Below are 22,786 nucleotides of genomic sequence, written 5' to 3' on the forward strand. Positions count from 1 at the left end.
GGTCACGCCCACGTCAGGTGCTCCCGGGTGTGTGCGATCAGGCGGTCGGTGAGCCCCTCGGCGTACTCGAACTGGCCGATCAGGGGGTGCGCTCACGCCACCGACGCGAGTTCCCGGCGCCGTACCCTCTTGGACTCCGCCAGGGCCTCGGGCGTCAGAACGGGCTGCGGCACCAGAATGCCGCAGCCCGTGCAGACCGGCCCGAACCACGGCTCATGGACCAGCCCCTGCTCCCACACGATCTCGCTCTCCGCGCACACGGGGCAGTTCGCCCCGGGCCCGCTCTCCAGGGCGGAGATCAGGCGGCGCAGTACGTCGCCGAGCGGCGCCACCGGATGGACCGAGGGATCGTCGCACCAGGCCACCCCGCACCCTCCCCAGGTACGGCGGTGCCAGTCGTCGAAGGAGCCGGGCCGCCGCAGCCCGTCGTGCTTCTCGCGCTTGCGGCGCCGGGCGAACTCCGCTTCGTACGCGAGCCAGACGGCCCGCGCCTCCTCCAACTCGTCGAGCGCGGCCACCAGCCGCGCCGGATCGGGCGCCCTGTCCTCGGGGCCGATCATGTGCCGTGAGCACAGATGGTCCCAGGTCGCCCGGTGCCCGTAAGGGGCGAAGCGTTCCAGGCATTTGCGCAGCGAATACCGCCGCAGCGCCAGATCGCACCGCGGGTCGCGCACTTGTCTCGCAAGACTCCGGAAACCGGCCATTGCACTTGCCACCTCCGTCGCTGGTACTTCGGCGTCACAGAGTGGACGTACGGGTGCCCCGTTCGGCTCCATCGAAAATTGAATGGGCGTCATCAGCGGAGAAAAACACCAGAACGGGCCGGCGCACCGGGCCTGCCGTCAGCCCAGTTCGCGCTTCCGCGTCTCCGGCAGAGCCAGCACGCACAGCAGCGACACGACGGCCATGGCGCTGACGTACCAGCCGACCGAGGCCGAACCGAACCCCGCCTGCAGCCGGGTCGCGATCAGCGGGGACACCGCCCCGCCCAGGACGCCGCCCAGGTTGTACGCGAGTGAGGCGCCGGAGTAGCGGACGCGGGCGCCGAACAGTTCGGGCAGGTAGGCGCCCATCGGGCCGTACACCACGCCCATGCAGAACAGCGCGCCGCCGAGCGCCAGCGCGATGAGCACGGGCTCCCCGGTGTCGAGCAGCGGGAAGAGCACCAGGCCCCAGACGACCGCGAGTCCGCTGCCCGCGAGGACCAGCCGGCGCCTGCCCGCCCCGTCCGAGCGGGTGGCGGCCAGCCACGTGCCGGCCGCGAGGAAGAGGCAGGCGACGAGCGACAGGCCCAGCATGGTGCCGCGGTCCAGGCCGAGCGTGGTCGTCGCGTACGCGAGGCAGTAGGTCGTCGCCGTGTAGAAGAGCCCGTACGCGACGATCATGCCGCCCGCGCCCAGCAGCAGCTCCCTGGGGTGGCGCCTGAACACCTCCAGCGCGGGTGCCCTGCTGGCCTCCTGCTGCTCCATGACCCGGGCGAACACCGGGGTTTCGCTGATCTTCAGCCGTACGAACAGGCCGACCGCGACCAGCAGGAACGACAGCAGGAACGGGATCCGCCAGCCCCAGCTCGCGAACGCCCGGTCGTCCAGCGCGGCCGACAGCAGCCAGAAGATGCCGGTCGCCGCGAAGAACCCGACGGAAGGGCCGAGCTGGGGGAAGGCCGCGTAGAGCCCGCGCCGTCCGCGCGGCGCGTGTTCCACGGCGAGCAGCGCGGCCCCGCCCCACTCGCCGCCGAGGCCGATGCCCTGGAGGAAGCGCAGGAAAACGAGCAGCAGGGGCGCCCAGACCCCCAGCGTGCTGTAGCCGGGAAGCAGGCCGACGCACGCGGTGGACAGGCCCATCAGCAGGAGCGAGGCGACCAGTACGGACTTGCGGCCGACGCGGTCGCCGAAGTGACCGAAGACGAGCGACCCGAGGGGGCGGGCGGCGAAGGCGACCGCGTAGGTGGAGAAGGAGGCGAGGGTCGCGTTGAGGGGCGAGAGGTTCGGGAAGAACGCCTCGTTGAGCACGAGCGCGGCGGCCGTGCCGTAGATGTAGAAGTCGTAGAACTCGATGGCGGTCCCGACGAAGCTGGCGACGGCCACCCGGCGCAGACTCTCGGAACTCTCGTCCTCCGAGGGCGCGTCGGGGGCCGGGGCCCGCTTCGTCGCTGTGGTCATGATGTCGTCGGTCACGACCGGCACTTTCACGTTTCGTGTACTGTGCAGTCAATCCGTGGGACGACTGGTCCCGCATGCTGAGACCGGTTGTCAGCGGTACAGCAGGTACTCCCGGCGCACCGAGTCGAACGCCGCGAGACCGGACCGCCAGGCGTCCACCACCTCGTCCGTCCCGGCGCCCGCGTCGATCATCGTGCGGACCCGTGTGCTGCCCGTCAGCTTGTCGATCCAGTTGTCGGCCCGCCACGCGAAGCCGCTCCAGCTCTTCTTCGCCGTCACGAGCAGCGCGATGCCCGTGCGCACCGGGTCGTACGCCTCCCGGTCGTGCACGTGCAGCTGTACGCCGCCGACGGTCTTCCCCTGGAACTTGGAGAACGTCGGCGTGAAGTACGCCTCGCGGAAGTGCACACCGTCCAGCCCGGCGGCGTTCGCGGCCCGGGCCCACCCGTGGCCGACGCCCTCCGCGCCCAGCAGTTCGAAGGGCCGGGTCGTGCCCCGCCCCTCCGACAGGTTCGTGCCCTCGAAGAGGCAGGTGCCGGAGTACACCAGCGCGGTGTCGGGCGTCGGCATGTTGGGGCTCGGCGGCACCCACGGCAGACCGGTCGCGTCGAAGAAGTCGCCGCGCCGCCAGCCCGTCATCCGCACCGTCTCCAGCGCCACGGGCCGCGCCAGGAACTCGCCGTTGAAGAGCCGCGCCAGCTCACCGACCGTCATCCCGTGCGCCTGCGCGATCGGTTCGCGCCCCACGAACGTCGCGAACGCCCTGTCGAGCACGGGCCCGAGCGCGGCGCGCCCCGACACCGGGTTCGGCCGGTCGAGCACCACGAACCGCTTGCCCGCGAGCACGGCGGCCACCATGCAGTCGTACAGCGTCCAGATGTACGTGTAGAAACGCGCGCCCGCGTCCTGGATGTCGAACACGACCGTGTCCACGCCCGACGCCGTGAAGATGTCGGCGAGCGGCTGCCCGCTCTTCACGTACGTGTCGTACACGGGCAGCCCGGTCGCCGGATCGTCGTAGCGCCCCTCGGAGCCGCCCGCCTGCGCGGTGCCGCGAAAACCGTGCTCGGGCCCGAAGACGGCGGTGAGGTTCACCCGGTCGTCGGCGTGCATGACGTCCACGATGTGGCGCAGGTCCGAGGTGACGCCCGTCGGGTTGGTGACGACGCCGACCTTCTGCCCGGCGAGGAGGGCGTACCCGTCGGCCGCCAGCCGGTCGAAGCCGGTGCGCACCCGGAAGCGTCCGGGGCGGCCGGCGGCGGCCGAGGGGGCCGCGGCGGCGAGCGCTCCGGCGGCCCCCGCCGCTCCCGCCGCCCCCGTGGCGGCCAGCAGTCCGCGTCTGGACAGGCTCATTCCCGTACCTCCGTGATCGGCGCCGTCTGTCATGGCCACGCACGCTAGCGCGCGTGGCGGCCCCGGGGAACGAGGCGGGCACGGCGGGTTCGAGCCTCCTCACCCCTTCCGCCGGTCCATACCGACTGGTTAGTCTGCTGAGGTTGTCGGCAGAGAGGCGGGCCTCAGGGATGAGCCAGTTCCAGGACGCGGGAGTCGTCGTCACCGGTGCGGGAGGCGGCATCGGAGCCGCGCTCGCGCGCAGATTCGCGGCCGGGGGCGCACGCGTCGTCGTCAATGACCTCGACGCGCAGAAGATCAAGGCGATCGCCGACGAGACCGGCGCCACCGCCGTCGCGGGCGACGCCTCCGCGATCGTCGAGGAGGCCCGTGAGGCACTCGGCGGCACGGTCGACGTGTACTGCGCCAACGCGGGCCTCGCCTCGCCCGGCGACGCCTTCGCCGACGAGGCGGTCTGGGCCGCGGCCTGGGACGTCAACGTGATGGCCCACGTCAGGGCGGCCAGGGCGCTGCTGCCCGGCTGGCTGGAGCGCGGCAGCGGCCGGTTCGTCTCCACCGTCTCGGCGGCCGGCCTGCTGAGCATGGTCGGCGCGGCCCCGTACAGCGTCAGCAAGCACGGCGCGCTGGCGTTCGCCGAGTGGCTCTCGCTGACCTACCGCCACCGCGGGGTCAAGGTCCACGCGATCTGCCCGCAGGGCGTACGCACCGATATGCTGACCGCCGCGGGCTCGGCCGGCGAACTGGTCCTCGCGCCCACCGCCGTCGAGCCGGAGGACGTCGCCGAGGCGCTCTTCGACGGCATCGAGGCCGACCGTTTCCTGATCCTGCCGCACCCCGAGGTCGCCGGGTACTACCAGGCACGCGCCGGGAGTCCCGACCGCTGGCTGGCCGGCATGAACCACCTGCAGCAGAAGTGGGAAGAGGCCGGCCGATGAGCGGGACGACGAGCGAACAGCCGACGGACGAGCGGACGACGGGGGCGTCGGTCTACGCGGCCAAGCCCTGGATCGCCCAGCTCAGCGAGGCCCAGCGGCGTCCCGTGAACCCGCCGGCCACCCTGCTGCACGCCTTCGCCGACGCGGTGGACCGCGCACCGGACCACCCCGCCCTCGCCTACTTCGACGGCCGGCTGACCTACCGCGAGACCGACGCGCTCTCGGACTCCGTCGCGGGCCACCTGGCGGCCAGGGGCCTGCGGCGCGGCGACCGGGTCGCGGTCATGCTCCAGAACAGCCCGCACTTCGTCCTCGCGCTGCTCGGCGCCTGGAAGGCCGGCGCCACCGTCGTACCCCTCAACCCGATGTACAAGTCGGCCGAGGTCGGCCACGCGCTCGGGGACGCCGGGGCGACCGCGCTGATCTGCTCGGACCGCGCGTGGGAGGCGTACCTGCGCAGCGCCGCCGCGGATTCGCCCGTACGCATCGCCCTCACCGCCTGCGAGCTGGACCTCCAGACCAGGAACGACACCCGGGTCCTGAACTTCGAGCGGGTGGTGCCGCAGGCCCCGGACGCCGACGACCTGGTGACCGTCGCCCGCCAGGGCCTCGCCGCGCCCGCGGACCGCGCACTCACCGCCGGCGACGTGGCGCTGATCAGCTACACCTCGGGCACCAGCGGCACCCCCAAGGGCGCCATGAACACCCACGGCGGGATCATGTACAACGCCGAGCGCCAGCGCACCGGGCACCCGGTGGCCGAGGGTTCGGCGTACTTCGCCCTGGCGCCCCTCTTCCACATCACCGGCATGGTCTGCGAACTGGCCACCTGCACCGCCAACGCCGGCACCCTGGTCCTCGCCTACCGCTTCCATCCGGGCGTCGTCCTCGACGCGTTCACCGAGCACCGCCCCGCCTACACCGTCGGCCCCTCCACCGCCTTCATGGCGCTCGCCGCCACGCCGGGCGTCACCCGCGAGCACTTCGCGTCCTTCCAGGTGATCTCCTCGGGCGGGGCCCCGCTGCCGCCCGCCCTGGTGGAGAAGTTCCGGGCGGGCTTCGGCCCGTACATCCGCAACGGCTACGGACTCACCGAGTGCACCGCGCCCTGCGCGTCCGTGCCGCCCGAGAAGGAGGCCCCGGTCGACCCGGTCTCCGGCACGCTCTCCGTCGGCGTACCGGGTCCCGACACCGTCGTGCGGATCGTCGACGAGAAGGGCGAGGACGTGCCCTTCGGCGAGCAGGGCGAGATCGCCGTCAGCGGCCCGCAGGTGGTCCCCGGCTACTGGCGCCGCCCGGAGGCGAGTGCCGAGGCCTTCCCCGGCGGGGAGCTGCGCACCGGCGACATCGGCTTCATGGACGAGGACGGCTGGCTCTACGTCGTCGACCGGAAGAAGGACATGATCAACGCGTCCGGCTTCAAGGTCTGGCCGCGCGAGGTCGAGGACGTGCTCTACACCCACCCCGCGGTGCGCGAGGCGGCCGTGGTCGGCGTCGCCGACGCGTACCGGGGGGAGAGCGTCAAGGCGTACGTCAGCCTGCGCCCCGGGACCGAGGTGGCGCCGTCGGAGATCTCGGCGTACTGCGAGGAGCGGCTGGCCGCGTACAAGTACCCGCGCGAAGTGGAGATCCTGCCGGAACTCCCCAAGACGACGAGTGGGAAGATCCTCAGGCGGGAACTGCGTTCCCGTTCCTGAACCCTCAACCGGTTGTTTCGACGAAAGGCAGGTGGCGGCAATGGCCAGGACGACGGACGGGAGCGGTGTCCCCGTCCCCCAGCGACTGCTGGCCGCCGCCACCCGCCTGTTCGCCGAGCGCGGCTACGACCGCACGTCGGTGCAGGAGATCGTCGAGGCGGCCGGAGTCACCAAGGGCGCGCTCTACCACTACTTCGGCTCCAAGGACGACCTGCTGCACGAGGTGTACGCCCGTGTCCTGCGCCTCCAGCAGGAGCGCCTCGACGCGTTCGCCGACGCCGAGGCGCCGGTGGAGCAGCGGCTGCGGGACGCGGCGGCGGACGTGGTGGTCACGACCATCGACAACCTGGACGACGCGTCGATCTTCTTCCGCTCCATGCACCACCTGAGCCCGGAGAAGGACAAGCAGGTACGGGCGGAACGCCGCCGCTACCACGAGCGGTTCCGCGCGCTGGTCGAGGAGGGCCAGAAGACGGGCGTCTTCTCCACGGCGACCCCGGCCGACCTGGTGGTGGACTACCACTTCGGCTCGGTCCACCACCTGTCGACGTGGTACCGCCCGGACGGCCCGCTCACGCCGCAGCAGGTGGCGGACCACCTGGCGGACCTGCTGCTGCGGGCGCTGCGGCCGTAGGGACGGCGGGGGCCTTCCCGGCCCGCCCGGGGGCCCGGGGCTCGTCCCGGTCCGGAAGGGGCGGGGACGGGGCAGAAGCCCGCCGCGGGCGCACCGCACGCCCCGCCCCCGCCCGCGGGCCCTACACGTACTTCTTCAGCTCGCGCCGCGCCAGCGACCGCTGGTGCACCTCGTCCGGCCCGTCCGCCAGCTTCAGCGTCCGCGCCCCCGCCCACAGCTCCGCCAGCGGGAAGTCCTGGCTGACCCCGCCCGCGCCGTGCAGCTGCACCGCCTTGTCGAGGATGTCGACGACCGCCCGCGGCGTAGCGATCTTGATCGCCTGGATCTCGGTGTGCGCCCCGCGGTTGCCCACCGTGTCCATCAGCCACGCCGTCTTGAGCACCAGCAGCCGCAGCTGCTCCACCGTCACCCGCGCGTCCGCGATCCAGTTGTGCACGACGCCCTGCTGGGCGAGCGGCTTGCCGAAGGCCGTACGCTCCACCGCCCGGCGGCACATCAGCTCGATCGCCCGCTCCGCCGTGCCGATCAGCCGCATGCAGTGGTGGATCCGGCCGGGGCCGAGGCGGGCCTGGGCGATGGCGAAGCCGCCGCCCTCCTCGCCGACGAGAGCGGACGCGGGCACGCGCGCCCCGTCGAAGACGACCTCGGCGTGACCGCCGTGGTAGTGGTCCTCGTACCCGTACACCTGCATGGCGCGCCGGACCTCGACCCCCGGCGTGTCGCGCGGCACCAGGATCATCGACTGCTGACGGCGGACGTCCGCACCGTCCGGGTCGGTCTTGCCCATCACGATGAAGATCTTGCAGTCCGGGTTCATCGCCCCGGAGATGTACCACTTGCGCCCCGTGACGACGTACTCGTCGCCCTCCCGCTCGATCCGGGTCTCGATGTTCGTGGCGTCCGACGAGGCGACCTCCGGCTCGGTCATCGCGAACGCCGACCGGATCTCGCCCGCGAGGAGCGGCTCCAGCCACTGCTTCTTCTGCTCCTCCGAGGCGAACTGGGCGAGCAGCTCCATGTTCCCGGTGTCCGGAGCCGCGCAGTTGAGGGCCGTCGGCGCCAACTGGGGGCTGCGGCCGGTGATTTCCGCGAGCGGAGCGTACTGGAGGTTGGTCAGCCCGGCGCCGTACTCCGCATCGGGGAGGAAGAGGTTCCACAGGCCCTGCCGACGCGCCTCCGCCTTGAGGTCCTCCACCACCTGCGGGGTGTCCCAGGGCGAGGCGAGCTGCGCGCGCTGCTCGTGGGCGACGGCCTCGGCCGGGTACACGAACTCGTCCATGAAGGCGAGGAGCCTGGCGCGGAGCTCTTCGGTCCGGGCGTCGTATGCGAAATCCATGATGGTGCCTCAGCCTTCCTGGAGGGTGGTCAGACCGTGCTCGATGAAGACGGGCACGAGGTCGCCGATCCGGTCGAAGCCGGCGCCGACGGTCTGCCCGAGCGTGTAGCGGTAGTGGATGCCTTCGAGGATCACGGCGAGCTTGAACCAGGCGAACGCCGTGTACCAGGCGATGCCGGAGGTGTCCCGGCCGGACCCGGCGGCGTACCGCTCGACGATCTCGCGCGCCGACGGGTGGCCCGGGGCGCCGGACGTCGTGGAGACGGGGGAGTCGGGCAGGCCCAGCTCGGAGCTGTACATCACGAGCAGCCCGAGGTCGGTCAGCGGGTCGCCGAGCGTCGACATCTCCCAGTCGAGGACGGCGTTGATCCGGTCGCCCGGTCCGCCGATCAGGACGTTGTCGAGCCGGTAGTCGCCGTGCACGACCGTGGGCGCGGGGGATCCGGGCAGCGAGCGCCCGAGCGTGGCGTGCAGCTCGTCGATGCCCGCCAGCTCGCGGTTGCGGGAGGCGTCGAGCTGCTTGCCCCAGCGGCGCAGCTGCCGGTCCAGGAAGCCCTCGGGACGGCCGAAGTCACCGAGACCCACCTCCTCCGGATCCACGGCGTGCAGGGCGACGAGGGTGTCGACGAGTCCCAGCACGGCGCCGCGGGTGCGCTCGGCGCCCAGCGCGGCGAGCTCGTCGGCCGTGCGGTAGGGAACGCCCTCCACGAACTCCATGACGTAGAACGGCGATCCGAGGACCGACTCGTCCTCGCACAGCAGCACCGGCGCGGGCACCGGCACGTCCGTCGGATGCAGGGCGCTGATCACCCGGAACTCGCGCTTCATGTCGTGCGCGGTCGCCAGCACGTGGCCGAGCGGCGGCCGCCGCACCACCCACCGGGACGCGCCGTCCGTGACGGCGTACGTCAGGTTCGAACGGCCCCCCTCGATGAGCCGTGCGCCGAGCGGTCCGCTCACCAGCCCCGGCCGCTCGCGGTCGAGATGACCGCGCAGCCGATCGGGATCGAGACCTGGCGGGTGGACTGCGCTCACTGCGCTCATGGGGGCACCTCCGAGGGCGGACAATCGTCGCGCCTCATCATGCCGACCAGTCGGTATGCCGTCCAGTGTGCCGACGTGCCCGAGACGGGGATCACGCGTGGCAGGCGACCGGCTTTCCGCCGTTCATGACCGCCATGTCACCGAAGACGGGCACCGGATCGAGCGGCGAGCCCTCCGGCAGACCGTCCAGTTCCGCGTACGCGCGGTGCAGGTTGGCGACGAGCCGCTCGCTCTCGCGCAGTTCGGCGAAGGCCCCGGGGCCGGCCTCCCGGGCGGTCTCCAGCGGCGTACGCCCCTTGGCGTGCCCGGCCTCGGCGAGCTCGGCGACGTACCGCAGGTAGCGTTCGGTCGCGTCGTACGCCGACGGGTCGGTGACGGGGCCGTGGCCGGGCACGACGGTGTCGGCGCCGAGCGAGCGGAGCAGGTCGAGCGCGCGCAGGGAGCCGCTGAGCGACCCCATGGGGAGGAAGGGCGTGCCGCCCTGGAAGACCAGGTCGCCGGTGAAGACGATCCCGTACTCCGGCAGGTGGACGACCGAGTCGCCGGTGGTGTGCGCGACGCCCGGGTGGAGGACCCGCACCTCGGTGCCGCCCGCGTGGACGGTGAGCCGCTCGCTGTAGGTGAGGGCGGGGGCGGTGACGGTGATGTCGCCGAAGTCGTGGTGCGGCCACACCTGGTGCAGCTGGAACCCCGCGGCCAGGACCTCGGCGCGGCAGGTGTCGTGCCCGACGACGGTGGCCTCGGGCAGGAAGACGCTGTTGCCGTAGGTGTGGTCGCCGTGGTGGTGGGTGTTGACGACGGTGCGGGGGAGCGGCGCGCCGGTCGCCAGGAGCGCTTCGCGCAGTGCGTGCGCGCGACGCTCGGTGGCGGCGGTGTCGACGAGGAGGGTCGAGGCGCCGTCGCTGACGAATCCGGCGTTGTTCAGGCACCACCCGCCGTCCGGCTGGATGTAGGCGTGCACGTGGGGCGCGAGCCGGACGGTGTACGGGGCGGTGGCAGGCAATGGGTTCCCCCGGTCGGTGGCCGAACTGGTCGGACCGAGCCTGCCAGTCCGTGCCCGCCCGGGGGAAGGGAGCCCGGGGGCCGGTCCGCGATCCCGTGCTCAGTGATCGTCCCAATGGCCGTCGTGAGCGGCGTGGCGGTGGCCGTCGTGGACGTAGTCGAGGTGGTCGCCGTGGGTGACGGCGCTGTGCCCGCAGTCCTGGCCGTGCTGATGCGTGTGGCTGCCGTGCGTGATGTGATCCGCGGACTCGCACTCGTCCCAGTGCCCGGAGTGCTCGCGGTGCATGTGCCCGTTGTGCGCGTAGTCGGTGTGGTCGCCGTGCGGCACCGCGGCGTGTCCGCAGGCCGGTCCGTGCGTGTGCCCGTGGGTGGCGTGCTCCTGGTGGAGGGGGGTCATCACATTCACCTCTGGTGCGGTTCCGGGTGCTTTGCGGTACTTCAAGGCTAGTCCCGGACGCCCGCTTCATCCGGGCCGAGTCCAGGATCCCGGGCCGGGCCGGGGTCCGCGTCCGGGGCCGGGGTCAGGGGTCCGGGTCCGGGGTCCGGGTCAGACCACGATCGCCACGGCGAACCCGGCGAGGGCGATCGTGCAGGCCGTCGCCGTCAGCGCGGCGCGCACCGGCATCGGGGCCGGCCGGGCCGTGCCGCCGACGGCCTGGATGCGGCGGTGGGCGACCCGCAGGAACCCCAGCCAGACGAGCGCGCAGAGCGCCGCGGCGACCACCGGGACCACGCCGGTCCCGTCGTGGAGCGCCTGCTTCGCCGCGAGTACGGCCACCACCGTGCAGGACAGCGTGGTCCTGCGCCAGGCCAGCCGGGTCCGCTCCGGCTGAAGGCCGGGGTCCCGGGCGGGGACGGGGGCGGGGGCGGTCAACGGCTGCCTCCCCAGCCGAAGAGGACGACCACCACCATGGCGACCGCGACGACGGCGACCACGAGGCTCAGCAGCGTCGGGAAGCGGGTGACGGGAAGATCCTCGCCGCGCCGCATGGCCCGCTCGCAGCGCACCCAGTGGTTGACCGCCCGCAGCGCGCACAGCACCCCGGCCGCCAGCAGCCCGAGCGCCATGCCGGCGCGGACCTCCCAGACCAGGTCCGGCAGGAACTGGTCGACCGCGAAACCGCCACCGATGAGAGCCAGCGCGGTACGGATCCAGGCGAGGAAGGTGCGCTCGTTGGCCAGCGAGAAGCGGTAGTCGGGGGTCTCGCCCTCTTCCCTGATGCGCTGCGGCGCGAACCACAGCCGCAGGCTCCGCACGAACTCGATCACCCATCGCACCCTACCGGCCGGATTCGGCCGAACCGTCCCTGAAGGCGCGCAGCCGTTCCCACGCCGCCAGGCCGTCCGGCACCCACTCCCACCCCGGGCCGGCGAGCCGCCGCTCCAGCTCCGCCCGGGTCAGGAAGGCGTGCCACGCGACTTCCTCCGGCTGCGGGTTCACCGGCGGATCGCAGCGCACCTCGTAGACGTACGACCACCAGGTCCGCGTGGCGTCACCGCTCTCGTACAGGAACTTGAACAGCGGCACGGGCGCGGGCAGTCCCGGGACGCCCAGCTCCTCCTCCGCCTCCCGCAGCGCCGCCTCGTCGTACGACTCGCCCGCGCCGACGACCCCGCCCACGAACATGTCGTACATTGAGGGGAAGACCAGCTTCACCGGCGTCCTGCGGTGCACGAAGTACCGGCCCTCGCCGTCCCGCGCCAGGACGAAGACGCAGCGGTGGCGCAGACCGCGCGCGTACGCCTCACCGCGCGGGGCCTGCCCGGTCACCTCGTCGTTCTCGTCGACGATGTCCAGGATTTCGTCAGCGGGGTTCACCGGACTCGCCGGACTCACGGGATTCATACGGCCATCCAATCCCACCCCCGTGGACCTGTTGACGCTCCGCCCGCCGCTGCCGAAGATCTGACGCACGAGTGACTTCCCGCTCGGATCGTTCCACTCGCCCCGGCAAGGACGGAAACCATGGCGTACGACGCTGATGTGATCGTGATCGGGGCGGGCCTCGCCGGTCTGGCGGCCACCGCGGAACTCGTCGACGCGGGCCGCAGGGTGATCCTGCTCGACCAGGAGCCCGAACAGTCCGTCGGCGGCCAGGCGCACTGGTCCTTCGGCGGGCTCTTCTTCGTCGACTCTCCCGAGCAGCGCCGCATGCGCATCAAGGACAGCCGCGAGCTGGCCCTCCAGGACTGGCACGGCACGGCCGGCTTCGACCGGGAGGAGGACCACTGGCCGCGCAAGTGGGCCGAGGCGTACGTCGACTTCGCCGCCGGTGAGAAGAGGGCCTGGCTGCACGGGCAGGGCGTGCGCTTCTTCCCGGTCGTCGGCTGGGCCGAGCGCGGCGGTTACGACGCCACCGGACACGGCAACTCCGTACCCCGCTTCCACATCACCTGGGGCACCGGCCCCGGCATCGTCGCCCCCTTCGAGCGTCGCGTGCGTGAGGGGGTGGCGCGCGGCCTGGTCCAGCTGAGGTTCCGCCATCGCGTCACCGGGCTCGCCCGCAGCGCCGGATCGGTGGACACCGTCACCGGGGAGGTCCTGGAGCCCTCGGCCGCCGAGCGCGGCGCCGCCAGCAGCCGGGAGGCGACCGGGTCCTTCGAGTTCAGGGCCCAGGCGGTGATCGTCACCTCGGGCGGCATCGGCGGCAACCACGATCTCGTACGCGCCAACTGGCCCCAGCGGCTCGGCACGCCGCCCGCCTCGATGCTCTCCGGCGTACCCGCGCACGTCGACGGCCTGATGCTCGGCGTCACGGAGGCGGCCGGCGGCCGCATGATCAACCGCGACCGGATGTGGCACTACACCGAGGGCATCCAGAACTGGAACCCCATCTGGGCCAGGCACGGCATCCGCATCCTGCCGGGCCCCTCGTCCCTCTGGTTCGACGCCCGCGGCAGACGGCTGCCCGTGCCCCTCTTCCCCGGCTTCGACACCCTGGGCACGCTCGACCACATCATGAAGACCGGGTACGACTACACCTGGTTCGTCCTCGACCAGAAGATCATCGGCAAGGAGTTCGCGCTCTCGGGGTCCGAGCAGAACCCGGACCTGACGGGGAAGTCGGTGCGCGACGTCATCGGCCGGGCGCGGGCGGACGTGCCGGCGCCGGTCAAGGCGTTCATGGACAGGGGCGCGGACTTCGTCGTCGAGAAGGACCTGGCCTCACTGGTGCGCGGCATGAACGCGCTCACCGAGGAGCCGCTGATCGACGAGGCCGCGCTGCGCCGCGAGATCACCGCCCGCGACCGCGAGATCGCCAACACCTTCACCAAGGACCTCCAGGTGATGGCGATCCGCGGCGCCCGCAACTACCTGGGCGACAAGCTGATCCGTACGGCGCCGCCGCACCGCATCCTCGACCCCCAGGCGGGCCCGCTCATCGCCGTACGCCTGCACATCCTCACCCGCAAGTCGCTCGGCGGGCTGGAGACCGACCTGTCCTCGCGGGTGCTCACGGAGGGCGGCGGCGCGCTGCCCGGCGTGTACGCGGCGGGCGAGGCGGCGGGGTTCGGCGGAGGCGGCGTGCACGGCTACCGCTCCCTGGAGGGCACCTTCCTGGGCGGCTGCCTCTTCTCCGGCCGCACGGCGGGCCGCGCGGCGGCGAAGGCGGTGGCGTAGGCGACGGCACGGGTGGCGGCGAAGGCGGTGGCACAAGGAGGCGGCGCGGACGGAGACGAAGGCGGAGCCGCCGCGGGCGCACCGCCTACGCCGGCTCCGCCCCGTCCAGCCGCTCCACGACCCGGAAGCGCTCGGCGACGACCAGCGTCGTGTCGTCGACCGTGAACTCCGGGTCGCCCAGCGCCTCCCGCATCTCCTCGCTGTGCCAGAACCTCTCGTGCCCCGCGCGCCAGGCGGCGACCGACGTGTACCCCTCGCCCTCGTCCAGCGCGTGCTGGAGGTCCACGTCGCCGAGCGCCAGCACCCGCACCTCGGTCAGCTCGACCACCGCGACCTCGCGGCCGTCCGAGTCGATCACCACGGAACGCTCACCGGCCGGCGGCAGCTCCTCCTTCTCCGCCTCGTACTCGGCGAGCAGACCGGTCGTCGACACTTTCTCGCCGGCCAGTACGGCGGCGACCAGCCGGTCGCGCAGCGGGCCGGGAAAGGCGAACAGGCACGGCGGCAGCGGTGGGCGTTCAGACATGCGACAAGACTAGGTGCTGGGGGAAGCGGGGTGCGGGAGATCGGACCGAGTTCAACTACCGCGCCGCAGCTCAAAGTTGGTCCAGACCGGCCTTGACGTGAAGCGTCCCCTACCGCTTTGCTGTGCGTGATCAGACGCTCGCACTCTGCGCCGTGGAGGACCCGCGGATGCCCCCACCTCCGCCACCCCTCGGCCGCTCCCGCCGCCGGACCGACCACTCCTTCGACCCCGCTCTCGACGACACCGAACTCGTCGCCGTACGTGCCCAGTTGGCCCAGGGCCGCTGGGCCAGGGCCCGTTCCCTGATCGCCGCGACCGGTGAGGACTGGGACCGCCGGGGCCACCGCCTCGTCGTGCTCGCCCAGGCCGCCGGCGCCGCCGCCTGGGCTGGGGACTGGGTGCTCGCCGAGCCCGAGAGCGCCGACGCCGTCACCCTCGTCGCCTGCGCCGCCGTCCTCGGCGCACTGCGCGGCAAGGAGCCCGAGGCCCTGGCGCGCGAGGCGTGCCGCCGCGCCGCCGAGCACGCGCCCGCCGACCCGACTCCCTGGCTGGCCCTGCTGCTCCTGGCCCGTTCCCTCGGCACGGAGGAAGAAGTCACCCAGCTCTTCGACCAGGTACGGCTGCGCCACCCCGAGCACCACCACGCCCACCACCTGATGGCCGCCCGCCTCGCCGAACGCAGACCGGACATAGGGGGCGACCCACTCCACGAGGTGTACGACTTCGCCGCCTGGGCCGCCGAACAGGCCCCCGCGGACTCTCCCCTGGCCGTACTCCCCGTGGTGGCCCACGCCGAGCGCTACCGCGCCCTCGCCGTCGCGGGCCAGGTGCCGAAGGACCCCGCCGCCTCCGGCCACTGGTCCGGCCGCCGCGCCCGCCAGGTGATGAAGGCGGCGTTCGACTGGTGGCTGGAGTGGGAGCACGAGGGGCACCCGCGCCACCTCGTCGACCTCAACTACCTCGCCCACGCGAAGCTCTGCGAGGGCAGGCCCGCCGAGGCGGCCGCCCTCCTGGGCCGCATCGGCCCGCACGCCACCGAGGCCCCGTGGTCGTACCCCGGCCGGGACCCGCAGCAGGCTTTCCGCGCCGCGCGCCGTGCCGCGCTCGGCATCGCATGACTCCGCACGACACGTCACCGAAGCGAAGGGACAACCCCGCCATGTCGACGGGCAGTTCGAGCACGAGCGAGAAGAGCAGAAGCGCCGGCGCAAGCGGCGAGATCCGTACGTACAAGGGGCAGGAGCGCGCGCTGCGGGCCGGCCGCCTCGGCACGACGGGTCTCCTGCTGTCCGTGCTGGCCGCGAGCGCCCCGCTCATGGTCGTCGCGGGTGTCATGCCCACTACATACGGCGTGATGGGCATCGTCGGGCAGCCCCTGCTCTTCGTCATCCTCGGCGTGGTCCTGATGCTGTTCAGCGTCGGATACGCCGAGATGAGCCGCCACGTCCACAACGCCGGCGCCTTCTACGCCTACATAGCCCGCGGCCTCGGCCCGACCGCCGGCGCCGGAGCCTCCCTGGTCGCCCTCGTCGCGTACAGCGCCATGCAGGTCGGCATCTACGGCATCCTCGGCTTCGAGATCTCCGGGATCTTCGCCACCTACCTCGACATCACCCTCGCCTGGTGGATCCCCGCGCTCCTCGCCGTGCTGGTCGTCGGCGCGCTCGGCTGGCTCAAGATCGACCTCAACGCCAAGGTGCTCGGCGTCCTGCTGGTCGTCGAGTGCGCGCTCGTCGTGATCTTCGACGTGGCCGCGATCGCCGACCCGGCCAAGGAGGGCCTGTCCCTCCAGGCGTTCAACCCCGAGACCCTCACCGGAGCCGGACTCGGCACCGCGCTCTGCTTCTGCATCGCCGCCTTCGTCGGCTTCGAGCAGGCCCCGGTGTACGCCGAGGAGACCAGCCGCCCGCAGATCGTCGTCTCCCGCGTGATGTTCCTCGCCGTCGGCTACGCCGCGCTCTTCCTGGCGCTGAGCGCCTGGGCGCTCAGCGTCGCGGCCGGTCCCGGCCAGATCGTCAAGGTGGCGGGGGAGCAGGGCCCCGGCCTCCTCTTCGCCCTCACCGAGAGCAGGCTCGGCCCCGCCTTCACCGACGTACTCCACATCCTCTTCGTGACCGGCATGTTCGCGGCGCTGCTCAGCTTCCACAACGTCGTCGCGCGGTACGCCTTCGCGATGGGCCGCGAGGGCCTGCTGCCCGCCTCCTTCGGACGTACGAACAAGACGAGCGGCGCGCCCGCCGCCGGCTCCCTGCTCCAGTCCGGCGTGTCCGCGGCCGTCGTCCTCGCCTTCGCGCTCACCGACGGCACACCGGCCGGCGACCCGACCGTGCCGGTGCTGCACCTGTTCACCTGGATGGGCAACGTCGGCGCGCTCGGCGTCATCGTGCTGATGGCCGCCGCGTCGCTCGCGGTCATCACCTTCTTCGTGCGCCGCGGGGCCGGCCGGGCGCAGGCGGGGCGCCTGGCGGCCTCCGGCACCGCCGGGGCGGCCCTGCTGGTCATCGCGTTCTACACGGTCAAGGACTTCGGCGTGCTCGTGGGCGCGGGCCCGGGCTCCGCACTGAGCTGGGTCCTGCCGGGCGTCATCGGCGTCGCGCTCGCCGCCGGTCTGGTGTACGGCGCCGTACTGCGCCGCACGAAGCCCGAGGTGCACGCCCGGATCGGCCTGGGCAACGAGGCGTTCCAGCTGGAGAAGCAGGCCACCGGAGCCTGACGGCGTCCGGGGCGGGTCCGACGGAAGTCCGACGGGCACCCGCGGTCCCCGGCCCCCGGCGGCCGCTGGTGCCCGAATCGTCCTGCGACTCCTCAGCCGCCCGGCGCCCCGGACCCGCCCTTCGAAGGCGTACGGCTGTCGCGGCCGCCGACCGCGGCGCGTGTGAGACCCCGAGGGCAGGGCCGTCCGCTTCACCCGCTTCGACGGTACGCACAACGAGAACAGGCCCGCAGGGCGGACGTACTGCTCGCGCTGCGCATGCGGGACAGGCCGCTCGGCCACGCGCACGGCGGCCCGGTGCGGCCGCCTTCGTCACGGCTGGCTCAACTTCCGCCAGGGGGGCGATCGCCGGACACGCGGGGACGGCCCTGACGCGCCCGCAGTCCCGGCGCGGCATGCGCACCGGGACTGCGGACCGTCAACGGACGGAACGGGAAAACCCGTTGGGCGGCGGCGGAGCCCAGGGCCCCGCCGGGCCGGGGCCTAAAGGACGAGTGACAACAGCAGCACGAAGACCAGCGAGACCACCGAGATGATCGTCTCCATCACCGACCAGGTCTTGACGGTCTGGCCGACGTCCATGCCGAAGTACTCCTTCACCAGCCAGAACCCGGCGTCGTTGACGTGGCTGAAGAAGAGCGAGCCCGCACCCACCGCGAGCACCAGCAGTGCCGTGTGCGACGTCGACATGTCGGCCGCGAGCGGGGCGACGAGACCGGCCGCCGAGATGGTGGCCACGGTCGCCGAGCCCGTCGCGAGCCGGATGGCGACGGCGATCAGCCAGGCCAGCAGCAGCGTCGGGATCGCCCAGTCCTTGGAGAAGTCCAGGATCATCTGGCCGACGCCCACGTCGATGAGCGTCTGCTTGAAGCCGCCGCCCGCGCCGACGATCATCAGCACGCCCGCGATCGGGGCGAGCGACTTCTCGACGGTCGAGGAGAGGCGGTCCTTGGTGAACCCGGCGGCGCGGCCCAGCGTGAAGAGTCCCACCAGCACGGCGGCGAGCAGCGCGATCAGCGGCGAGCCGATGACGTCCGTGACCCGCTGGACGACGTTCTCGGGGTCGTTGACCACGATGTCCACGAGCGCCTTGGCCAGCATCAGCACGACCGGCAGCATCACCGTGGCGACGGTCGCGCCGAAGCCGGGACGGCGCTCCAGGTCCTCGGACGGACGCTGAAGAACCATCTTCTCGGGCACCGGTACGTCGACCCAGCGGGCGGCGTACTTCGAGAAGAGCGGCCCCGCGATGATCACGGTCGGGATCGCGACGAGCACACCGAGCGCCAGCGTGACGCCCAGGTTGGCGCCGATCGCGTCGATCGCGACCAGCGGGCCGGGGTGTGGCGGGATCAGCCCGTGCATCACGGACAGACCGGCCAGCGCCGGGATGCCGATCCGCATCAGCGAGTAGTTGCCGCGCTTGGCGACCAGCAGCACCACCGGGATCAGCAGCACGATGCCGACCTCGAAGAAGAGCGGCAGGCCGATGATGCTCGCGATCAGCACCATCGCCCAGGGCATCGCCCGGCCGCTCGCCTTCGCGAGGATCGTGTCGACGATCTGGTCCGCGCCGCCGGAGTCGGCGAGCAGCTTGCCGAGGATCGCGCCGAGCGCGATCAGGACGCCGACGCCCGCGACCGTGTTGCCGAGGCCGGTCGAGAAGCTGGAGATGGCCTTGTCGAGGGGGGCACCCGCGAACGCCCCGAGCGCCAGCGACCCGATGGTCAGCGCCAGGAAGGCGTGGAGCTTGAACTTCGTAATGAGCAGGACGATGACGGCGATGCCCGCGAGGACTGCTATCCCCAACTGGCCGTTGCCCGCCGAGGTGATCGGCTCGACGGCGTCCGCTGCCAGCGTCTCGACGCTGAGACTGGTCACGGTCTTCTTCTTTCTGAAGTTCTTCCTGAAGTCTTACTGGCCGCCGTCGAGCCGGCGCAGGGCCGCGACGGCTCGCTCGGTGATGTCCTCGGGGGTGCCGGAGACGTCCACGGACACGCCCGCCTCGTCCTCCTGGAGCGGCTCCAGGGCGGCGTACTGCGAATCCAGCAGGGCGGTGGGCATGAAGTGGCCCTTGCGCTCCCGCATCCGCTCCTCGATCAGCTCCCGGTCGCCCGTGAGGTGCAGGAACACGGCGCCGGGGGCGGCCGCCCGCAGCCGGTCGCGGTAGGACCGCTTGAGCGCGGAGCTGCTCACGACGCCGCCGAGCCCGGCCCTGCCGTGCGCCCACCGGCCGATCGAGTCGAGCCAGGGCCACCGGTCCGAGTCGTCCAGCGGGGTGCCGGCGGACATCTTGGCGATGTTGGCAGGGGGGTGGAAGTCGTCACCCTCGGCGTACGGGACGCCGAGCCGTTCGGCGAGCAGGGGACCGATGGTGGTCTTGCCGGTCCCTGCCACGCCCATCACCACGACGACGTGGGGGCTGTTCATGAGTCGAGTGCCTCGCTGTCTTCTTCGACATCGGTCCGTCGCGCTACTGAAACCTATTAGGTACGACGTATTCAAGAGGCTGTGACATAAACGTCGTACTTTTTGTTCCCGAGGGGTGCCCCGTACGCTGACCCCATGACCAACCAGGCCCGGGGACTGCACGCCCAGCTGCTGGAAAGCCTCGGTCCCGCGATCACCGCCGGTGAGTACCCGCCCGGCAGTGTGCTGCGTACGGACGAGCTCGCCCAGCGCTTCGACGTCTCGCGCACGGTGGTCCGCGAGGCGGTCCGGGTCCTGGAGTCGATGCACCTGGTGGAGTCCCGGCGCCGGGTGGGCGTGACCGTGCGCCCCACCGAGGAGTGGAACGTCTACGACCCGCAGGTCATCCGCTGGCGGCTGGCCGGCGCCGACCGCCCCCGCCAGCTGCGCTCCCTGACCGTCCTGCGCTCCGCCGTGGAGCCGGTGGCCGCCGGACTCGCCGCGCAGTTCGCGACCCCGGAGCAGTGCGCGGAGCTCACCGAGCGCGCGCTCGGCATGGTCGCCACCTCGCGCGGCCGGCAGCTCGACGCGTACCTCGTGCACGACATCGCCTTCCACCGCGTCGTACTGCGTGCATCGGGCAACGAGATGTTCGCCCGGCTCGGCGACGTGGTGGCGGAGGTCCTCAGCGGACGTACCCGGCACCAGGTGATGTTCGAGGATCCGGACCCCGCGGCCGTCACGCTGCACGTCCAAGTCGCCGAAGCCGTAAGGGAAGGCGACGCGGTACGGGCCGAACGGCTCACCCGCGAGATCGCCGTCGGCGCCCTCCAGGAGCTCGACGTCCTCGCCCCGTGATACGCCCTTGATGTCCGCCTCATTATCCTTTTCTTTGCTTTAAATCAACTCTCCGGTCGCTCTTGACGCTTGTGTGTCCGACCTCCGAGCATTCTCCGCATGGTCTTGTCAGACAGCCGGACAGGTGGCGGCACACCCCGGCGCATCAGCGCGATGGAAGCCGTCCTCACCCACCTCCGGGACGCGATAGAGCGGGGAGAGCTCGCCGTCGGTGAGAAACTTCCCACGGAGGCGGAGCTCGGCAAGCGCTTCGAGGTCAGCCGCTCCGTCGTGCGGGAGGCCCTGCGCACCCTCCAGGCGCTCGGCCTCACGGTGTCCCGGGCCGGCAAGGGCACGTACGTCGCGGCGAGCGGGCCCGACCAGAATCCGGTCTTCGGCGCGTACTCCTCCCGTGACCTGCTCGAAGTGCGGCGGCATGTCGAAATCCCCGTCGCGGGTTACGCTGCTCTCCGGCGGACGCAGGAAGATGTCGACCTGCTGACGCATCTGATCGGGAAGATGGAGCAGGAGTCCGATCCCGCTGCCTGGGTGACGCTGGACACGCTCTTCCACACCTGTGTCGCACAGGCTTCGGGCAATCCTGTCTTCCGCAAGATCATCGAAGAGATCAGGGACGCCCTCGCCCGGCAGTCCACCTTCCTGAACCAGCTCGGGGACCGGCGACGCCAGTCGGACCTCGAGCACCGGGCCCTCGTGGACGCCATCGTCCGCGGCTCCGAGGGGGCGGCCGTACAGGCGATGGCCGCCCATCTCGAACACGTCGAGATCACTCTTCACGCGATCGTGCGGCCCGGCGCCGCACTCCCCCCAAATGAAGGCGAAAAAATTCATGAGTGACCGCACTCTGTCTGCGGCCCCGGCCGGTCCCGCCGACCCCGTGTCGACATCCCCACATGTCGACGCGGGTGACGAGGGTTACAGCAAGGACCTCAAGTCCCGCCACATCAACATGATCGCCATCGGCGGAGCGATAGGCACCGGCCTGTTCCTGGGCGCGGGCGGCCGCATGGCAGGCGCGGGTCCGTCCCTGGCCATCGCCTACGCGATCTGCGGCGTCTTCGCCTTCTTCGTCGTCCGCGCGCTGGGTGAGCTGGTCCTCTACCGCCCGTCCTCCGGCGCCTTCGTGTCGTACGCCCGTGAGTTCATGGGGGAGAAGGGCGCCTTCGCGGCGGGCTGGCTGTACTTCCTCAACTGGTCGACCACCGCTGTGGCCGACATCACGGCCGCCGCGACCTACGCCCACTTCTGGGCCATGTTCAGCGACGTGCCCCAGTGGATCCTCGCCCTGATCGCCCTCGCCGTCGTCCTCACCGCGAACCTGATCTCGGTGAAGTACTTCGGCGAGATGGAGTTCTGGTTCGCGATCATCAAGGTCGCCGCCCTGGTGGTCTTCATGGCCATCGGCATCTACCTCGTGGTCACCCAGCACCAGCTCGACGGCCACACCCCGGGCTTCTCCACCGTCAGCGACGGCGGCGGCCTGTTCCCGGTCGGCATGCTGCCGATGCTCCTGGTCATCCAGGGCGTCGTCTTCGCCTACGCCTCGGTCGAGCTGTGCGGCGTCGCCGCGGGCGAGACCAAGAACCCCGAGAAGATCATGCCGAAGGCGATCAACTCGATCATGTGGCGCGTCGGCCTGTTCTACGTCGGCTCGGTCGTCCTGCTCGCCCTGCTGCTCCCGTACACGGCGTACTCCGGCGACGAGAGCCCCTTCGTCACCGTCATGAACAAGCTCGGCGTCCCCGGCGCCGCCGACGTGATGAACCTCGTCGTGCTGACGGCGGCCCTCTCCAGCCTGAACTCCGGCCTGTACTCCACCGGCCGCATCCTGCGCTCCATGGCGCTGGCGGGCTCCGCGCCGAAGTTCACGGGCCGCATGAACAAGGGCCAGGTCCCGTACGGCGGCATCCTGCTCACCGCCGGCTTCGGCGTCCTCGGCGTCGGCCTCAACTACGTCATGCCCGGTGAGGCCTTCGAGATCGTCCTCAACTTCGCGTCGATCGGCATCCTCGGCACCTGGGGCATGATCATGCTGTGCTCGCTGCTCTTCTGGCGCCGCGCCCAGGAGGGCAAGGTCACCCGCCCCTCCTACCGGCTGCCCTGGGCCCCGTACACGCAGATCGTCACGCTGGTCTTCCTCGCCAGCGTCGTCGTCCTGATGTGGTGGGGCGGCGGCATCGGCCGGACGACCGTGATGTGCCTCCCGCTGATCGCGGCGGCCCTGGTCGGCGGCTGGTTCGTGGTCCGCAAGCGGGTGGCCGTGCTGGCGGCGGACCGCAAGCACGTCTAGCCCGCCCGCTCCGTACGACGCGGAGGGTGGCACTCCACGGCGGGGTGTCACCCTCCGCGCGTTGCCGCGCACACGGCTCCTGGAGCCGCGCCGCGGCCGGCAAGCACCGGCGCGCGGCACCGCCCGGAAAGACCGCCGGGACCCGCGCCACCGGCACCCGCGTGGGCGGACAGCGGATCTGCGACGCCGGTCCGCGGAGCGGGTA

23 protein-coding genes are annotated in these 22,786 nt (G+C 71.8%); 10 read left to right on the forward strand and 13 right to left on the reverse strand.

Going from position 1 to position 22,786, the window contains the following annotated elements; genetic code table 11:
* Positions 1–92: 92 nt before the first annotated feature.
* The 3 genes from ACWD0Y_RS25870 to ACWD0Y_RS25880 form a co-directional block, all read right to left on the reverse strand.
* On the reverse strand, positions 93–704 hold the full coding sequence (locus ACWD0Y_RS25870) for a hypothetical protein (protein ID WP_450262719.1): 612 nt from the start codon (positions 702–704) through the stop codon (positions 93–95).
* Positions 705–842: 138 nt separating this feature from the next.
* Positions 843–2,162: an MFS transporter gene (locus ACWD0Y_RS25875; protein ID WP_450262755.1), complete on the reverse strand. Its 1,320-nt coding sequence runs from the start codon at positions 2,160–2,162 to the stop codon at positions 843–845.
* 90 nt (positions 2,163–2,252) lie between these two features.
* Entirely contained in the window at positions 2,253–3,515 is a 1,263-nt protein-coding gene (locus ACWD0Y_RS25880; protein ID WP_450262720.1) for an exo-beta-N-acetylmuramidase NamZ family protein, read from the reverse strand.
* A gap of 170 nt (positions 3,516–3,685) precedes the next feature.
* On the opposite strand from ACWD0Y_RS25880, the gene ACWD0Y_RS25885 reads away from it, so the two are divergent.
* From ACWD0Y_RS25885 to ACWD0Y_RS25895, 3 genes are read left to right on the forward strand one after another with little or no spacing between them, the layout of a single operon-like run.
* Positions 3,686–4,450, forward strand: a complete 765-nt coding sequence (locus ACWD0Y_RS25885; RefSeq protein ID WP_450262721.1) for an SDR family oxidoreductase — start codon at positions 3,686–3,688, stop codon at positions 4,448–4,450.
* The gene (locus ACWD0Y_RS25890; protein ID WP_450262723.1) at positions 4,447–6,147 is read left to right on the forward strand and encodes a class I adenylate-forming enzyme family protein; all 1,701 of its coding nucleotides are present in this window, start codon (positions 4,447–4,449) and stop codon (positions 6,145–6,147) included. The genes ACWD0Y_RS25885 and ACWD0Y_RS25890 overlap by 4 nt, the downstream gene beginning before the upstream one ends.
* Before the next feature lie 40 nt (positions 6,148–6,187).
* Complete coding sequence (locus ACWD0Y_RS25895) at positions 6,188–6,781, forward strand: TetR/AcrR family transcriptional regulator (RefSeq protein ID WP_093801598.1); 594 nt, start codon at positions 6,188–6,190, stop codon at positions 6,779–6,781.
* 121 nt (positions 6,782–6,902) lie between these two features.
* On the opposite strand, the gene ACWD0Y_RS25900 is transcribed toward ACWD0Y_RS25895, so the two are convergent.
* From ACWD0Y_RS25900 to ACWD0Y_RS25930, 7 genes are all read right to left on the reverse strand, one after another.
* Positions 6,903–8,117 (reverse strand): acyl-CoA dehydrogenase family protein, encoded by a 1,215-nt coding sequence (locus ACWD0Y_RS25900; protein ID WP_450262724.1) that lies wholly within the window; start codon positions 8,115–8,117, stop codon positions 6,903–6,905.
* Positions 8,118–8,126: 9 nt separating this feature from the next.
* Positions 8,127–9,152, reverse strand: coding sequence for a phosphotransferase family protein (locus ACWD0Y_RS25905; RefSeq protein WP_450262756.1), 1,026 nt, complete (start codon positions 9,150–9,152; stop codon positions 8,127–8,129).
* A gap of 100 nt (positions 9,153–9,252) precedes the next feature.
* Entirely contained in the window at positions 9,253–10,164 is a 912-nt protein-coding gene (locus tag ACWD0Y_RS25910) for an MBL fold metallo-hydrolase (RefSeq protein ID WP_450262725.1), read from the reverse strand.
* 99 nt (positions 10,165–10,263) lie between these two features.
* Entirely contained in the window at positions 10,264–10,560 is a 297-nt protein-coding gene (locus tag ACWD0Y_RS25915) for a hypothetical protein (protein WP_450262726.1), read from the reverse strand.
* 150 nt (positions 10,561–10,710) lie between these two features.
* Positions 10,711–11,037: a DUF202 domain-containing protein gene (locus ACWD0Y_RS25920; RefSeq protein ID WP_450262728.1), complete on the reverse strand. Its 327-nt coding sequence runs from the start codon at positions 11,035–11,037 to the stop codon at positions 10,711–10,713.
* Complete coding sequence (locus tag ACWD0Y_RS25925; RefSeq protein ID WP_450262729.1) at positions 11,034–11,432, reverse strand: YidH family protein; 399 nt, start codon at positions 11,430–11,432, stop codon at positions 11,034–11,036. Before ACWD0Y_RS25925 ends, ACWD0Y_RS25920 begins: the two co-directional genes overlap by 4 nt.
* 10 nt (positions 11,433–11,442) lie before the next feature.
* Complete coding sequence (locus tag ACWD0Y_RS25930) at positions 11,443–12,009, reverse strand: NUDIX domain-containing protein (RefSeq protein ID WP_450262730.1); 567 nt, start codon at positions 12,007–12,009, stop codon at positions 11,443–11,445.
* A gap of 120 nt (positions 12,010–12,129) precedes the next feature.
* Here ACWD0Y_RS25930 and ACWD0Y_RS25935 point away from each other — a divergent pair, with 120 nt between their 5' ends.
* The gene (locus ACWD0Y_RS25935) at positions 12,130–13,785 is read left to right on the forward strand and encodes an FAD-binding dehydrogenase (protein ID WP_450262731.1); all 1,656 of its coding nucleotides are present in this window, start codon (positions 12,130–12,132) and stop codon (positions 13,783–13,785) included.
* Between the two features lie 85 nt (positions 13,786–13,870).
* Here ACWD0Y_RS25935 and ACWD0Y_RS25940 read toward each other — a convergent pair whose 3' ends face one another.
* Complete coding sequence (locus ACWD0Y_RS25940; RefSeq protein WP_450262732.1) at positions 13,871–14,311, reverse strand: ASCH domain-containing protein; 441 nt, start codon at positions 14,309–14,311, stop codon at positions 13,871–13,873.
* Between the two features lie 167 nt (positions 14,312–14,478).
* Here ACWD0Y_RS25940 and ACWD0Y_RS25945 point away from each other — a divergent pair, with 167 nt between their 5' ends.
* The 3 genes from ACWD0Y_RS25945 to ACWD0Y_RS25955 all read left to right on the forward strand — a co-directional run bounded on the left by ACWD0Y_RS25945 (position 14,479) and on the right by ACWD0Y_RS25955 (position 17,396).
* Positions 14,479–15,429 (forward strand): hypothetical protein, encoded by a 951-nt coding sequence (locus tag ACWD0Y_RS25945; RefSeq protein ID WP_450262733.1) that lies wholly within the window; start codon positions 14,479–14,481, stop codon positions 15,427–15,429.
* Positions 15,430–15,470: 41 nt separating this feature from the next.
* Positions 15,471–17,024: an APC family permease gene (locus ACWD0Y_RS25950; RefSeq protein WP_450262734.1), complete on the forward strand. Its 1,554-nt coding sequence runs from the start codon at positions 15,471–15,473 to the stop codon at positions 17,022–17,024.
* A gap of 162 nt (positions 17,025–17,186) precedes the next feature.
* Positions 17,187–17,396, forward strand: a complete 210-nt coding sequence (locus ACWD0Y_RS25955; protein WP_450262735.1) for a molybdopterin-dependent oxidoreductase — start codon at positions 17,187–17,189, stop codon at positions 17,394–17,396.
* A gap of 111 nt (positions 17,397–17,507) precedes the next feature.
* On the opposite strand, the gene ACWD0Y_RS25960 is transcribed toward ACWD0Y_RS25955, so the two are convergent.
* Together ACWD0Y_RS25960 and ACWD0Y_RS25965 are read right to left on the reverse strand one after the other, a co-directional pair.
* Complete coding sequence (locus ACWD0Y_RS25960) at positions 17,508–18,905, reverse strand: GntT/GntP/DsdX family permease (RefSeq protein WP_450262736.1); 1,398 nt, start codon at positions 18,903–18,905, stop codon at positions 17,508–17,510.
* A 33-nt stretch (positions 18,906–18,938) separates the two neighbouring features.
* Positions 18,939–19,454: a gluconokinase gene (locus tag ACWD0Y_RS25965; protein ID WP_450262737.1), complete on the reverse strand. Its 516-nt coding sequence runs from the start codon at positions 19,452–19,454 to the stop codon at positions 18,939–18,941.
* A 135-nt stretch (positions 19,455–19,589) separates the two neighbouring features.
* Here ACWD0Y_RS25965 and ACWD0Y_RS25970 point away from each other — a divergent pair, with 135 nt between their 5' ends.
* From ACWD0Y_RS25970 to ACWD0Y_RS25980, 3 genes are all read left to right on the forward strand, one after another.
* Positions 19,590–20,291: a FadR/GntR family transcriptional regulator gene (locus tag ACWD0Y_RS25970; RefSeq protein ID WP_450262738.1), complete on the forward strand. Its 702-nt coding sequence runs from the start codon at positions 19,590–19,592 to the stop codon at positions 20,289–20,291.
* 99 nt (positions 20,292–20,390) lie between these two features.
* The gene (locus tag ACWD0Y_RS25975) at positions 20,391–21,128 is read left to right on the forward strand and encodes a FadR/GntR family transcriptional regulator (RefSeq protein ID WP_450262739.1); all 738 of its coding nucleotides are present in this window, start codon (positions 20,391–20,393) and stop codon (positions 21,126–21,128) included.
* The gene (locus ACWD0Y_RS25980) at positions 21,121–22,581 is read left to right on the forward strand and encodes an amino acid permease (protein WP_450262740.1); all 1,461 of its coding nucleotides are present in this window, start codon (positions 21,121–21,123) and stop codon (positions 22,579–22,581) included. The genes ACWD0Y_RS25975 and ACWD0Y_RS25980 overlap by 8 nt, the downstream gene beginning before the upstream one ends.
* Positions 22,582–22,786 lie beyond the last annotated feature (205 nt).

The sequence above is a fragment of the Streptomyces altiplanensis genome, from assembly GCF_053591575.1.

Bases quoted from the DNA above. Each gene is read 5' to 3' on its own strand.
- ACWD0Y_RS25870 (WP_450262719.1), bottom strand. From the start codon at position 704: ATGGCCGGTTTCCGGAGTCTTGCGAGACAAGTGCGCGACCCGCGGTGC.
- ACWD0Y_RS25875 (WP_450262755.1), bottom strand. From the start codon at position 2,162: ATGACCACAGCGACGAAGCGGGCCCCGGCCCCCGACGCGCCCTCGGAG.
- ACWD0Y_RS25880 (WP_450262720.1), bottom strand. From the start codon at position 3,515: ATGAGCCTGTCCAGACGCGGACTGCTGGCCGCCACGGGGGCGGCGGGA.
- ACWD0Y_RS25885 (WP_450262721.1), top strand. From the start codon at position 3,686: ATGAGCCAGTTCCAGGACGCGGGAGTCGTCGTCACCGGTGCGGGAGGC.
- ACWD0Y_RS25890 (WP_450262723.1), top strand. From the start codon at position 4,447: ATGAGCGGGACGACGAGCGAACAGCCGACGGACGAGCGGACGACGGGG.
- ACWD0Y_RS25895 (WP_093801598.1), top strand. From the start codon at position 6,188: ATGGCCAGGACGACGGACGGGAGCGGTGTCCCCGTCCCCCAGCGACTG.
- ACWD0Y_RS25900 (WP_450262724.1), bottom strand. From the start codon at position 8,117: ATGGATTTCGCATACGACGCCCGGACCGAAGAGCTCCGCGCCAGGCTC.
- ACWD0Y_RS25915 (WP_450262726.1), bottom strand. From the start codon at position 10,560: ATGACCCCCCTCCACCAGGAGCACGCCACCCACGGGCACACGCACGGA.
- ACWD0Y_RS25930 (WP_450262730.1), bottom strand. From the start codon at position 12,009: ATGAATCCCGTGAGTCCGGCGAGTCCGGTGAACCCCGCTGACGAAATC.
- ACWD0Y_RS25935 (WP_450262731.1), top strand. From the start codon at position 12,130: ATGGCGTACGACGCTGATGTGATCGTGATCGGGGCGGGCCTCGCCGGT.
- ACWD0Y_RS25940 (WP_450262732.1), bottom strand. From the start codon at position 14,311: ATGTCTGAACGCCCACCGCTGCCGCCGTGCCTGTTCGCCTTTCCCGGC.
- ACWD0Y_RS25945 (WP_450262733.1), top strand. From the start codon at position 14,479: ATGCCCCCACCTCCGCCACCCCTCGGCCGCTCCCGCCGCCGGACCGAC.
- ACWD0Y_RS25950 (WP_450262734.1), top strand. From the start codon at position 15,471: ATGTCGACGGGCAGTTCGAGCACGAGCGAGAAGAGCAGAAGCGCCGGC.
- ACWD0Y_RS25965 (WP_450262737.1), bottom strand. From the start codon at position 19,454: ATGAACAGCCCCCACGTCGTCGTGGTGATGGGCGTGGCAGGGACCGGC.
- ACWD0Y_RS25970 (WP_450262738.1), top strand. From the start codon at position 19,590: ATGACCAACCAGGCCCGGGGACTGCACGCCCAGCTGCTGGAAAGCCTC.
- ACWD0Y_RS25975 (WP_450262739.1), top strand. From the start codon at position 20,391: ATGGTCTTGTCAGACAGCCGGACAGGTGGCGGCACACCCCGGCGCATC.
- ACWD0Y_RS25980 (WP_450262740.1), top strand. From the start codon at position 21,121: ATGAGTGACCGCACTCTGTCTGCGGCCCCGGCCGGTCCCGCCGACCCC.